Origin of the sequence: Caldicellulosiruptor acetigenus (assembly GCF_026914305.1) — a bacterium.
GTDB lineage: Bacteria > Bacillota > Thermoanaerobacteria > Caldicellulosiruptorales > Caldicellulosiruptoraceae > Caldicellulosiruptor > Caldicellulosiruptor acetigenus.
Map to the genome: position 1 here is coordinate 1,764,422 of NZ_CP113866.1, position 12,412 is coordinate 1,776,833.

Genomic DNA, 12,412 nt, shown 5'->3' on the forward strand with positions numbered 1-12,412 from the left:
CACCTTACAGAGATAGGATATTTTTTAAAAACGAAATCCTGTGAATCTCGCACGGACCATATTTCTGCAAAATCTCTATGTGCTCTTTTGTACCATACCCTTTGTGTTTTTCAAATTTATAAACCGGGTACTTTGAAGAAATCTCTACTATATATCTATCCCTTGAAACCTTTGCTAAGATTGACGCACAGGCAATTGAGTAGGATTTTCTATCACCTTTTATAATAGCCATTTGATTAAAGCTCAGGTTCGGAATTTCATAGCCATCAACCAGTACTATGTCAGGCTCAATTTTTAAGTTTTCAATAGCATTTTTCATGGCCAAAAAAGTTGCATTGTTTATGTTTATCTCATCTATGATTTTGCTATCCACCATAGCAACAGAATAGGCTATGCTCTCTTTTATTATCTCTTCAAAAAGCTTTTCTCTCTTTTTAGGAGTCAGCTTCTTTGAGTCTCTCACACCTTCAATTATTCTTTTTCTGTCCATTACAACTGCTGCGGCAAAAACAGGTCCTGCCAAAGGACCTCTCCCTGCCTCATCAACTCCGCAAATAAATCTGTAACCTTCATTTAAAAGCTTTTCTTCTATTTCAAAATAGTTTTCATCTTCCGACAACCTCATCAAGTGTTATCCTCCCAATCTTTCCTTTTCTCAAATCGTCCAAAAATATTGTTGCTGCTTTAAGAGTATCAATCCTGCCCTCTTTAAGTACACATCCTCTTTTCTTACCAATTTCTATTAAGTACTCTTCCTCCGAAAGGGTGGAAAAATCGATCGAATACTTTTGGTTAAGCAGCTGGCAATATCTTTTCTTTATCATCTCAATTGTTTTCTTTGCAACAAGTTCTTTGTCAAACAGCTCCTCTTTAATACTGCCTATCGCACAAAGCTTTATAGCAACAGTATCATCTTCAAGCTTTGGCACAAGTATTCCTGGTGTGTCAAGCATCTCAAAATAGTCGTTGATTTTTATCCACTGCTTTGCTCTTGTCACACCAGGCTTGTCACCTGTTTTTGCCTTGGCTGAGTTTGTTATCTTGTTTATAAGCGTCGACTTTCCGACATTTGGTATGCCAAGCACACCAAATCTTATAATCTTCTTTCTTCCTTTTTGTTTTGCCTCTTCAATCTTGTCTTTTAATAAATTTTCGGCTATTTTCAATATATTCTTTACGTTTGTACCTTTCAAAGAATCAATGCACACAGCAACCTGGTTATTTTCCTGAAAATATTTTACAAATTCCTCGTTCTTTTTTTCATCGGCTAAATCTGATTTGTTCAGAACATAGATTTTGGGTTTATCTTTTATCAAGCTTTCTAACTGTTCGTTTCTGGAACTCAAAGGTGCTCTTGCATCAAGCAAAATTAGGTACAAATCAATATACTTGTTCAGTTCTAAAATTTCTCTTTTTGCCTTTTGCATATGGCCAGGATACCACTGAACAATCAAAGCAAAAATCCTCCTCTTTTTGTTGTAAATATAAAAAAGAGACTAAGCTTTTTTAAGCATTAGTCTCTTCGGTATTATTGTCATTTTCTTTATTGTTTGGCTGCTGAACAAGCTCTTTAATCTTTGCAGCCTTGCCTATCTTTTCACGGATGTAATAGAGTTTTGCTCTTCTTACTTTACCTCTTCTTATAACTTCAATCTTCTCAAGCCTTGGTGAGTGAAGAGGGAATACTCTTTCAACACCAACACCATACGAAATTCGTCTGACTGTGAAAGTTTCCGAAAGCCCTTTTCCTCTTCTTTTTATGACAAGCCCTTCGAAAGCTTGCACCCTTTCTCTTCCACCTTCAATAACCTTAAAGTAAACTCTTACTGTGTCGCCAGGCTTAAAATCAGGAATATCTTTTCTTAGCATTTCGCTTTCAATCTCTCTGATTATATCCATCTACCACTTTCCCTCCTTCCAGCAATAAGGATGTTCTTGCAAACCGTGTTTGCAGAGGACCATGTACTTTATTTACAAGAAAAAAGCCCAAAAATGAACATGTGTAATTATAACACAATTTTTTGCGTCTCACAATATTTAATTAAAAATTCTCTGTCTTCGTCGGTAAGCTCAAAGTTTTCAAGCAAATCAGGCCTGTTTTTTATTGTTTTCAGTAAGCTCTGATACCTTCTCCACTTTCTTATCTTCTCATGGTCTCCACACAAAAGTACTTCAGGAATTTTTTTGCCCCTGAATTCAGACGGTCTTGTATACTGCGGATATTCCAAAAGTCCTGTTGAAAAACTCTCTTCTTGAGCTGACTTTTCTTCAATGACACCCTTTAAAAGCCGCGAAACTGAGTCAATCACCACAAGTGCAGCATACTCTCCTCCAGTTAAAACATAGTCTCCTATAGAAATCTCGTCTGTCACAATCATGTCAATTACTCTCTGGTCAATTCCTTCATAGTGCCCACATATAATTATAATCTCTTCTTCTTTTGACAGCTGCTCTGCATACCGCTGAGTGTATGTTTTACCTTGAGGTGTAAGATAAATAACTCTGTGAGGTTTGGCTGGTTTTATACTCTCATATGCATCAATTATCGGCTGGGCAGTCATTACCATCCCGCAGCCGCCGCCATATGGATAATCATCAGCTCTTTTATGCTTATCAACTGTAAAATCTCTTATATTAATTGCTTCTACCTTTATTAAACCTTTTTCTTGAGCTCTTTTTAATATACTGTAGTTTGTTGCAGATAAAATAACTTCTGGAAATAAAGTTAGAACTTTGAATACCATTTTCAATCTAACAACCCTTCAACAACCTTTATTTTCATATATCCCTCTTCAATATTGACCTCTTTTACAATGTCTTTCAAAGCAGGAATCAATATATCTTTCTTTCCTATATAACTATCACAAATGTACACATCGTTGCTGCCCGTTTTTAAAACATCCTTTATTCTACCCAGTTTTCTACCATCTAAATCATACACCTCAAGCCCAATGATATCGCATATAAAATAAGTGTCTTCTGGCAGTTTTTTGGCTCTTTCTCTTTCTATCACTATATACCTGTTTTTCAGCTTTTGTGCTTCATCTATGCTGGAAATTTCTTTGAACTTGATTATCACAATATTATCTTTTACTCTATATCTTTCAATTGTGAGCTTTGTTGAAAGGTTGTCTTCCAAAAGAACATATTCAAGCTCAGAAAACCTGTCAACCTCATCTGTAAGAGGTATTACCTTAACTTCACCTTTTAGTCCAAAAGTATTTACAATCTTGCCAACCTGGAGGTACTTATGCATATTCTACCTCCTTTTTAAAAAAGAGTTAGGCAAGATAAGCCTAACTCTTTTATTGTAAAATCTCAACTATAACTCTCTTGTTGTCTTTGTTTGCTGCAGCTCTGACAACTGTTCTTATAGCTCTTGCTATTCTTCCCTGCTTGCCAATGACCTTTCCCATATCTTCAGGAGCAACTTTAAGCTCAATAATTACTGACTGCTCACCGTGGATTTCGCTAACCTTTACCTGGTCTGGATTGTCAACTAAAGATTTTGCTATGACCTCAACTAAATCTTTTAGCATGACAAACTCCCCCTCCTTCTACGTATGTTTTATTCAATGACGCCAGCTTTTTTAAGCAGAATTTTTACAGTATCTGTTGGCTGAGCACCGTATGATAGCCATTTTTTTGCTTTTTCAACATCAACCTTGATGTCAGCAGGATTCTTCAAAGGATTGTAATAGCCAATCTCGTCAATTGTCTTTCCATCTCTCGGTGTTCTTGAATCTGCTACAACAATTCTATAAAAAGGATTGTTTTTTGCACCCATTCTTTTGAGTCTTATTCTTACTGCCACTCATAATCACCTCCTCTTTTAAATGTTTTGATGTATTACATGAAAGGAAATTTAAATTTTCCTTTCTTAGCAAAGTTAGGATTTGAAAATTGTTTCATCATCTTTTTCATATCTTCAAACTGTTTCAAAAGCCTGTTTACATCCTGCACAGTGGTGCCTGACCCCATAGCAATTCTTCTTTTTCTGCTGGAATTAATAATGCTTGGGTCTTGGCGCTCTTCTTTTGTCATGGAATTTATGATTGCTTCTATCTTTTTAAGTTCCTTCTCACCAGCATCAAAATCTACATCGCCTTTTAACTTGACACCAGGTATCATGGAAATAATCTGAGATAAAGGTCCCATCTTCTTTATCTGCTTTAGCTGGTCTAAAAAGTCTTCAAGGGTAAACTGCATGCTTCTGAGCTTTTTTTCAAGCTCCTCAGCCTTTTTCTGGTCAATTGCCTCCTGAGCCTTTTCTATTAATGTCAAAATATCTCCCATTCCAAGTATTCGGGAAGCCATCCTGTCAGGATGAAAAGCCTCTAAATCTTCCATCTTCTCGCCAACACCGGCAAACTTTATAGGCTTGCCAGTTATTGCCTTGACAGAGAGTGCGGCTCCGCCTCGTGTATCACCGTCAAGCTTTGTCATAATAATTCCATCTATGCCAAGCTGCTCATTGAAAGCTGTAGCAACATTCACAGCATCCTGTCCTGTCATAGCATCTAATACAAGCAAAATTTCTGTTGGCTTTATTGCATTTTTGATACTAACCAGCTCGTCCATAAGTTCTTGATTTATGTGAAGTCTTCCTGCAGTGTCAACAATGGCAACATCGCATCTATTAGCCTTTGCAAACTCAATGCCTTCCTTTGCTATCTTAACAGCATCTTTGCTGTTGTAATCTGCAAAACATTTCACTCCTACTTTTTGTGCAACAACTTCTAATTGTTTTATTGCAGCAGGTCTATATATATCACAGGCAACAAGCAAAGGGTTTTTGCCCTGCTTTTTTAAAAGCCCGGCAAGCTTTCCAGCTGTTGTAGTCTTACCAGAACCTTGAAGACCAACCATCATATAGATGGAAAACCCGCTTGGTGAAAATGTAAGTTTTGTGTCACTTCCACCCAGAAGATTTACCATCTCATCGTACACAATTTTTATTACCTGCTGAGCAGGAGTGAGGCTTTCTAAAACCTCTTCTCCCACAGCCTTTTGTGTCACAGTGTTGATAAAATCTTTTACCACTTTGTAGTTTACATCAGCCTCTAAAAGGGCAAGTTTTACTTCTTTCATAGCATCTTTAATATCTTTCTCTGTTAGCTTGCCCTTACCTTTAAGTCTTTTGAAAACATCTTGCAGTTTTTCAGAAAGACTACTAAACATTTTCTTGCCACTCCTGAATACTATTTATTATGCTCATTATTTCTTCATCTTTATATCTCTCGTATATTCTCCTAAGTTTCTGTAGGACCTCTTCAATTATGCTCCTGTTTTTATAATACTTGTCTGCTAATTTCAGCTTTGCCTCATACCTTTTCAAGGCTATTTCTGCTTTTCTAAATGCATCAAAAACACCCTGCCGTGATATGCCAAGTTCTTTTGATATTTCTCCCAAGGTTAAATCTTCATTTACATACAGCTCTATAATCTTTTTTTGTCTTTCGGTCAAAAAGTCTTTATAAAAGTCATAAAGAAGACTCAAATATACCTTATTTTCTTGCTGCATTTTATATTTCATCTCACTGTAAAGCTTAAAAACTTGACACTATTATATGATAATAAATCCAAGCTCTTTTGTCAAAATTTTTTTGTGATTGACAACGAAAAAAGCACCTTCGCTATTTTTGCCTAGGAATACAAAAGCAAAGGTGCTACACTTTTTCAGGCAACTCAAGGCAAACTTATATGGAATTTAAATCCGTTATCTGCAAATAACCACTTTTAATTTCCTGCATACCTTCTTTCCCTCTTAAATAGCCAATTATAATTTGATTTAATCGGGGATATTCTCCCATTTCTTTTTCAGTTCTTACTAAAACCTCACCGTCAAGCAAACCGATAACTTCTGCATCCTTCAAGTTTGCCATTGAAGAGACTATTCTATGTTTTTGCTTAGCATCATCAATTGAATCGCAGTATAAAATTCTGCCATTTTTGATTATTGCAATATTTGTTGCATACTCCTCAAGTTCAAAAATCTCATGTGAAGATACTACAACTGCTATATTCTTCTCTTGAACATATTGTTTTATAAGTTGAATTAGCTCAAATCTCACCGTTGGGTCAAGGTTTTGAGTGGGTTCATCTAATAGCACCAGATCTGCATTTGTTGCCAATGCTAAGATAACAAGAATAAGTGTTCTTTGACCCATTGAAAATTTAGAAAGTTCTTGATTAAAGCTAAACCCATAATGCGAAAGAAAATTTTTGAAAAAAACCTCATCCCAATTTGGATATAAGGCTTGATACATTTTATGGTAATCACCCAATGTGAATTTCGAAAAAACTTTTCTGTGCTCAGAAACAAATGCTATGTTTTTCTTTAAAGAAGGTTCAAAAGGCTTGCCAAAAATCAAAATTTCTCCGGTATCTTTGGAAGTTGCATTTATTATACATTTTAGAGTTGTTGTTTTACCAGCTCCATTAGGACCAACAAGAGCTAATATCTCACCTTTTTGAACTGAAAAACTTACATCAGATAAAATCTGTTTGCCACCTATTCTTTTGCTCAAATTCTTGACTTCTACTGCCACCATCTCAGTTCTCACCACCTTTTTTAATATATGCAAAGTATGCCAGAAAGCAAATCAGAGCAGCATACAAAAAGGCTAAAATCATGTTCCCCTGCTTTGTAAAGCTTATTAAACTGTACGGATTAAAATCAGCTGAATTCAAATTAATTGAGCCTAAATCTCCCAGCAAAGCATCTGCAATTGTTATTACAACACTCCAAATAAAACCATCATGTCCCAATGTCGTGAATAACATACTTATCCCGTAAATTGCTAAAAGTGCGATGATTGTTTTTAAAATAGCCAATAACCCTTCTAAAATGGTCAGGTTATAGTATATTTTATCAACTGCCGATGTTATTGAAATTACAAAAACTAAAAATATTAGATTATACAGGAAAAGCTCTTTCTTTGAGAATGGCAAAAAATACAAAAGCTCAACATTCTTATTCTTAATATCGTTTACAAGCATCGCAGAACATAGAAGTATTATGCCAATAACTCTTATGGTAAAACTCGGTATAAGTAATATTAGCGTGAAAAATAGTATTTGACCTGTTTTTTCCTTTAGCTCTTTTTCAATGTAAATATCCATTTTTGTTAGATTTTCTTCAATATTAAAATTTAAAATTCTTGAAAATTCAAACCCCTTCATTTTTCCACACCTCCTCAAATATAATCATTGCTGTGTAAAAATCCATTTGATGACTTTTAAGTTCCCTAACACACTCTTTTATTATCTCAATTATCTTTTTGTCAACATCAATATCCTTCCTCACAAAATACCCAATCCCCTGTTCTGCTTCAATAAAACCTTCTGTTTTTAGTTTTTCCAATGCTTTTAAGACTGTGTTTATATTCACATCAAAAATTGCCTGAAGTTCTCTCACAGTTGGAAGCTGTGAACCCTGCTGAAGATTTCCAAGTATTATCTCTGACTTTATCATGTTGACAATCTGCACGTATGCAGGAACACCGCTGTGTTTATCAACTTTTCTTAGCATTTTTATCATCACTCTCTTATAAGTTTTACATACCCTGAAGTTTTAGTTGTAACAGGTGCATTGTAAGGGTTATTGATTTTTACAATACCACCTGTTGCTTCAATGTTCAAAACGCCTTTTTCATTTTCGCTATTTAGTATATCTATTGACCCACTCAAACCTGATGCATTAATATCAAAATCCTCAAACCTTGCTTTTGCCTTGATATTCAAACCTGTTGAGTCAATTTCAATTTTGTCAAACATCAATTGTGAATTAATATTTGTGCCTGAAGAGTCAATCTTTAAAGTCTTTCCTTTTAAATCAGCTCTCAGCTCAAGCCCTGCACACTCTATAGAAATATCATTTGTTGCTTCAATCTGCCCTTGAATAAAGCTCCCAGTTGAATTTATTGCTAGATTTTTGAACTTCCCATTACCTCTTATTTTTAAACCTCTACAAGAAACTTTTACATCTCTCAAAGATTTTGTGCCAAGTTTTATTTCATATGTTGTATTAGATTCTGTATTTTTGTCAAAGACTTTTAAAGTTTTTCCTGAAACTTTTGTTTTGAGCACCGAAGGAAAATAGATGGTATCTTCATCATCAATGAGTTCTAAATCTATTCCGCCTGAACAGGTAATTACAATTTCATCAAAATTCTCAATTGACATATCCTGGTCTGCAGAATAAGTAATTGAACGATAAACCTCAATAAAATCGCTGCTGGTAATCACATCAGAAATTATTTGTGAAATACTTTTTGATAACCCAGAAAACTTAAAGTCTTGCTTATCAGAAGAGTAGTAGTGAAGTTGAGATATAATTGAACCAATAATAACCAATGTGACTAAGGCCACAGCAATAACCATTCCAAAAGAGGTTTTCTTTATTGGAAAAATGCTAAGTAAAAACAAAATGCAACTCAATACAAATAAAATCTTTAATGCAGTCCACGGAAAAATCCATGCAAATAGGATTGACAACAGTGATAAAACAAGCCTCACTGTTTGGCTGGTGTGAAATTTTTTAATCTGAAATATGTTAGAACTATCTTTGGATATAAGATAAAAAAGCCCAAGTCCAATGAAAAAGAGGACCATCAGCAAACCAATAAGTCCTAATACATTCTGATTGAAATGCATTATCTACCCTCCTGTTTGATTTTTATAGTGTTATATAATTATATAACACTATGATTTGAATTTGTCAAGTACATTTTTCGATAATTTTTAAATAATTATTACCAGCACTTTTGATATGGATAAATGGAACATGAAACTAATATTTGCAAAGAAATATAATTATGATATAATGCACTATATAAAATGAAATTTTAGTTTTCAAAAAAGACTTTTTAGTATTTATTATATTACGTCAAAAGAGAGGGAAAAGCTTAAAGATGAATTATAGAAGTGTTATGGAAAATAAAAGTTTTAAGCTTGGAATATTAACTCTTCTAATTCTTGTCATAAGCAATTTATTGGCATTTGCTAAGCTTTATAATTATAACAGAACATTGAAAGAAATTAAAGAAGATTTATCTCAAACTTTCTTATCTGAAATTAATCGTAGCATAACTATAACCGACCAATTTATAAGAGAAGCCAAAGAAACTTCAGAATTCAAATTGACTACAATTGGATATTTGAGTGTTCTTCAGAAGAGCATTGGAAGAATGCATTCTATGTTGCAAATTTTAGACAAATGTTTTGAGAGCAGAAGTGGTAGAGATTTTTCTTTTTTCTATGTTGCATTTTTACTTTCAGGTTATGAAGATAAGATTTACCAGCTTCAAGCATTGCTATTAGATGAAGAGAAAAAGATAAATCGAGTAAATGAAGTTGTTAACCAATTACTGGTGTTAAAAGATGATTTAAAATTAATAAGAAGTTTTGATATTTCAAAAATTAGCAATAGAAAAGAAGCTAAAATTAAATGGGAACAAATTGAAAAGAAATTGAAGTTTTATAAATTGCAGAAATAAAAATGTTTATAAATATTTCTGATTTTTGCATTACCGATTTTTATGCTTCCTTGATATATAAACTAAATCTTTTTATTTATCCATTCTCTGAAACTTAATTTTATGGTGATATTCTATATCCAAGCATTTCATCCCCTGTCAACATTCATTTTTTCATTTCTTCTCTCTCTTCATTTTTTAAATCTAGCTCCTTCATGCTTTAATTTGCTCTTTATTTCTCTAAATTTCTATGCACTTTATGAAATTGAAAATAAAAAATATTTATTTTCTTTCTCAAAAAATCAACTCTCTCAACAGCATTTTTGTGTTATAATACAATCTGTTATAAACTAATAAAATAAACAACTTTTAATGCCAAACCAAAATGCAACTTAGCATGAAAGGAGTAAAAAGATGGTAAGAGTCAGATTTGCACCAAGTCCGACCGGTCAGCTTCACATAGGTGGTGCAAGGACAGCACTTTTTAACTATCTATTTGCTAAAAAACACAATGGAAAATTTATTTTGCGTATAGAAGACACCGACCTTGAAAGGTCAAGAGAAGAGTGGGCAGAAGGTATTATGAGAAGTCTTAGATGGCTTGGAATTGAATGGGATGAAGGACCTGACGTTGGTGGTGAATTTGGACCGTATTTTCAATCTCAGAGAAAGGAAATCTATCTTGAGTACATCCAAAAGCTTTTAGTAGAAGGAAAGGCTTATTACTGTTTTTGTACACAGGAAGAGATAGAAAGAGAAAGGGAAATGGCAAGGCAGCAAAAGATACCGTACAAGTACAGCAAAAAGTGCAGAAACATCAGTTTAGAAGAAGCAAAAAAGAGAATCAAAAACGGTGAAAAGGCAGTTGTTAGAATAAAAGCACCGGTGGAAGGAACAACAGTTGTGCATGATATCATACGCGGAGATGTCGAATTTTCAAATGACCAGTTAGATGACTTTATAATCTTAAAATCTGATGGAAATCCAACATACAACTTTGTGTGCGTAATTGACGATTATCTTATGAAAATATCACACGTTATAAGGGCTGAAGAGCATCTTTCGAACACCCCAAAACAGCTAATCATATATGAAGCTTTAAATATTCAGCCGCCGCAGTTTGCACATGTTCCCATGATTCTGGCACCCGACAGAAGCAAGCTCAGCAAAAGACATGGTGCAACCTCAGTTGAAGAGTTTTTTGAAAATGGATACTTAAAAGAAGCAATTGTCAATTACCTTTTGCTCCTTGGCTGGTCACCTGGCGAAGATAGAACTATCATAAGTCTTGATGAAGCAATACAGAAATTTGAGCTTGAAAAGGTTTCAAAAAATGCAGCTATTTATGACATAAATAAGCTTACTTGGATAAACGGGTATTACCTCAAAGAAATAGACCTTGATGATTTGTATGAGAGGATGAAATATTTTTATTCCAAAAATGGAATTGATATATCAAGCTTTGACAAAGAGTATGTAAAGTCTGTTTTAAAGCTTGTGCGCGAAAAGGTCAAAACACTTGTTGAAGTAGTTAGCGCAAGCATTTACTTTTTTGACTCTAATTATGAATATGAACAAAAGGGTGTGGAAAAATACTTCACTCCTGATAACCTTAATAACCTTCAACTTCTTCTTGATGATTTGAAAAATATACAGCCTTTTTCAGCAGAAGAAATTGAAAAGCTTGTGAGAAGAAAGGCTGAAGAGCTGAACACAAAAGCTGCAAATATAATTCATACTATCCGAATGTGCATAAGCGGAAGGACTGTAACACCCGGTCTTTTTGAAATGATGGAAGTACTTGGAAAAGAAGAGACCATCCGCAGGATAGAAAAAACTTTGAAGATATTTGCATAAAAACCAAAAAGGGTTGGAAAGAAAGATAAAGTCCTCTTCCAACCCTTTTTATTTTCCAGTTTCTCTTTAGTCCTCTTCATAGCCATGAGGATGTTTTGAGTGCCACTTCCAAGCAGTTGAGATTATAATATCGAGACTGTTGTATTTTTGCTGCCATCCAAGAATTTCTTGAGCCTTTTTGGATGATGCTACTAAGATTGAAGGGTCGCCTGCTCTTCTTGGTCCAATTTCATATGGGATTTTCTTGCCAACAACCTCGCTCGCCTTTTCAATTACCTCCATCACCGAAAATCCCATTCCATTTCCCAGATTAAATATTTCACTTTTGTTGTTCTTTTCTAAATACTCCATAGCTTTTAGGTGTGCATCGCAAAGGTCAACAACATGGATGTAGTCTCTTATACACGTGCCATCTTTTGTATTGTAATCATTGCCATACACAATAACCTTTTCACGAATACCAAGCGCTGTTTGAAGCACTATCGGAATAAGGTGTGTCTCAGGATTATGGTCTTCTCCAATAATCCCATCGGGGTGGCTACCTGCAACGTTGAAATACCTCAGTGACACAAACTTAAGACCATAGGCAACATCCATCCACTTTAACATCTTTTCAATTGCAAGTTTTGTCTCACCGTAAGGATTTGTAGGCTGTGTCTTGTCCTCTTCAAGGATAGGGATGTTTTCTGGTTCTCCATAGACGGCAGCTGTTGAAGAAAACACAAGTTTTTTTACACTGTGTTTTATCATTGTGTCAACAAGATTCAAAGTCCCATAAACGTTGTTGTAGTAATACTTTATAGGATTCTGAACGCTCTCTCCCACCAAAGAAGACGCAGCAAAATGGATAACTGCCGAAATGTCATTTTCAGCAAATACTTTTTCCAAAAATTCTTTGTCTTTAAGGTCACCATTATAAAACTTTCCGCCCAAAACGGCTTTCTTGTGACCTTTTTCAAGATTGTCAATTACAACAACATCATATCCCTTTTCAAGCAAAAGCCAAACCATATGGCTTCCAATGTATCCTGCGCCACCTGTAACCAAAATCATCTTTGTATCAATCCTTTCTTTAT

General features: G+C 34.6%; 16 protein-coding genes. 2 read left to right on the plus strand and 14 right to left on the minus strand.

Annotation, left to right across the window (positions count from 1 at the left end; translation table 11 throughout):
* Nucleotides 1–4 precede the first annotated feature (4 nt).
* The 13 genes from OTK01_RS08810 to OTK01_RS08870 form a co-directional block, all read right to left on the minus strand.
* Entirely contained in the window at nt 5–625 is a 621-nt protein-coding gene (locus OTK01_RS08810) for a ribonuclease HII (protein WP_029228162.1), read from the minus strand.
* Nucleotides 606–1,454 carry a ribosome biogenesis GTPase YlqF gene (gene ylqF, locus OTK01_RS08815; RefSeq protein ID WP_029228161.1) on the minus strand — a complete coding sequence of 283 codons (849 nt, stop codon included), beginning with the start codon at nt 1,452–1,454 and terminating at the stop codon, nt 606–608. The genes OTK01_RS08810 and ylqF overlap by 20 nt, the downstream gene beginning before the upstream one ends.
* Nucleotides 1,455–1,506: 52 nt before the next feature.
* On the minus strand, nt 1,507–1,899 hold the full coding sequence (rplS, locus tag OTK01_RS08820; protein WP_029228160.1) for a 50S ribosomal protein L19: 393 nt from the start codon (nt 1,897–1,899) through the stop codon (nt 1,507–1,509).
* 107 nt (nt 1,900–2,006) lie between these two features.
* The gene (gene trmD / locus OTK01_RS08825) at nt 2,007–2,744 is read right to left on the minus strand and encodes a tRNA (guanosine(37)-N1)-methyltransferase TrmD (protein WP_029228159.1); all 738 of its coding nucleotides are present in this window, start codon (nt 2,742–2,744) and stop codon (nt 2,007–2,009) included.
* Nucleotides 2,745–2,746: 2 nt separating this feature from the next.
* Nucleotides 2,747–3,256: a ribosome maturation factor RimM gene (gene rimM / locus OTK01_RS08830; protein WP_013432285.1), complete on the minus strand. Its 510-nt coding sequence runs from the start codon at nt 3,254–3,256 to the stop codon at nt 2,747–2,749.
* Between the two features lie 49 nt (nt 3,257–3,305).
* The gene (locus tag OTK01_RS08835) at nt 3,306–3,539 is read right to left on the minus strand and encodes a KH domain-containing protein (protein ID WP_013290831.1); all 234 of its coding nucleotides are present in this window, start codon (nt 3,537–3,539) and stop codon (nt 3,306–3,308) included.
* A 29-nt stretch (nt 3,540–3,568) separates the two neighbouring features.
* Nucleotides 3,569–3,814 (minus strand): 30S ribosomal protein S16, encoded by a 246-nt coding sequence (rpsP, locus tag OTK01_RS08840; RefSeq protein ID WP_013290832.1) that lies wholly within the window; start codon nt 3,812–3,814, stop codon nt 3,569–3,571.
* A 35-nt stretch (nt 3,815–3,849) separates the two neighbouring features.
* Nucleotides 3,850–5,181 (minus strand): signal recognition particle protein, encoded by a 1,332-nt coding sequence (ffh, locus tag OTK01_RS08845; protein WP_029228158.1) that lies wholly within the window; start codon nt 5,179–5,181, stop codon nt 3,850–3,852.
* The gene (gene ylxM / locus OTK01_RS08850) at nt 5,174–5,524 is read right to left on the minus strand and encodes a YlxM family DNA-binding protein (protein ID WP_011917672.1); all 351 of its coding nucleotides are present in this window, start codon (nt 5,522–5,524) and stop codon (nt 5,174–5,176) included. The genes ffh and ylxM overlap by 8 nt, the downstream gene beginning before the upstream one ends.
* Nucleotides 5,525–5,699: 175 nt before the next feature.
* Nucleotides 5,700–6,554 (minus strand): ABC transporter ATP-binding protein, encoded by an 855-nt coding sequence (locus OTK01_RS08855; RefSeq protein WP_029228157.1) that lies wholly within the window; start codon nt 6,552–6,554, stop codon nt 5,700–5,702.
* A gap of 1 nt (nt 6,555) precedes the next feature.
* On the minus strand, nt 6,556–7,185 hold the full coding sequence (locus OTK01_RS08860) for a hypothetical protein (RefSeq protein WP_035168221.1): 630 nt from the start codon (nt 7,183–7,185) through the stop codon (nt 6,556–6,558).
* Nucleotides 7,172–7,534: a GntR family transcriptional regulator gene (locus OTK01_RS08865; RefSeq protein WP_029228155.1), complete on the minus strand. Its 363-nt coding sequence runs from the start codon at nt 7,532–7,534 to the stop codon at nt 7,172–7,174. Before OTK01_RS08865 ends, OTK01_RS08860 begins: the two co-directional genes overlap by 14 nt.
* Before the next feature lie 8 nt (nt 7,535–7,542).
* A complete protein-coding gene (locus OTK01_RS08870) occupies nt 7,543–8,658 on the minus strand; it encodes a hypothetical protein (protein WP_029228154.1) in 1,116 nt (371 codons plus the stop codon).
* Nucleotides 8,659–8,915: 257 nt separating this feature from the next.
* Here OTK01_RS08870 and OTK01_RS08875 point away from each other — a divergent pair, with 257 nt between their 5' ends.
* Nucleotides 8,916–9,500 carry a hypothetical protein gene (locus OTK01_RS08875; RefSeq protein ID WP_029228153.1) on the plus strand — a complete coding sequence of 195 codons (585 nt, stop codon included), beginning with the start codon at nt 8,916–8,918 and terminating at the stop codon, nt 9,498–9,500.
* Nucleotides 9,501–9,893: 393 nt separating this feature from the next.
* Complete coding sequence (gene gltX, locus OTK01_RS08880) at nt 9,894–11,336, plus strand: glutamate--tRNA ligase (RefSeq protein ID WP_029228152.1); 1,443 nt, start codon at nt 9,894–9,896, stop codon at nt 11,334–11,336.
* Between the two features lie 66 nt (nt 11,337–11,402).
* On the opposite strand, the gene galE is transcribed toward gltX, so the two are convergent.
* Nucleotides 11,403–12,389, minus strand: a complete 987-nt coding sequence (gene galE / locus OTK01_RS08885; protein WP_029228151.1) for a UDP-glucose 4-epimerase GalE — start codon at nt 12,387–12,389, stop codon at nt 11,403–11,405.
* Nucleotides 12,390–12,412: the final 23 nt, after the last annotated feature.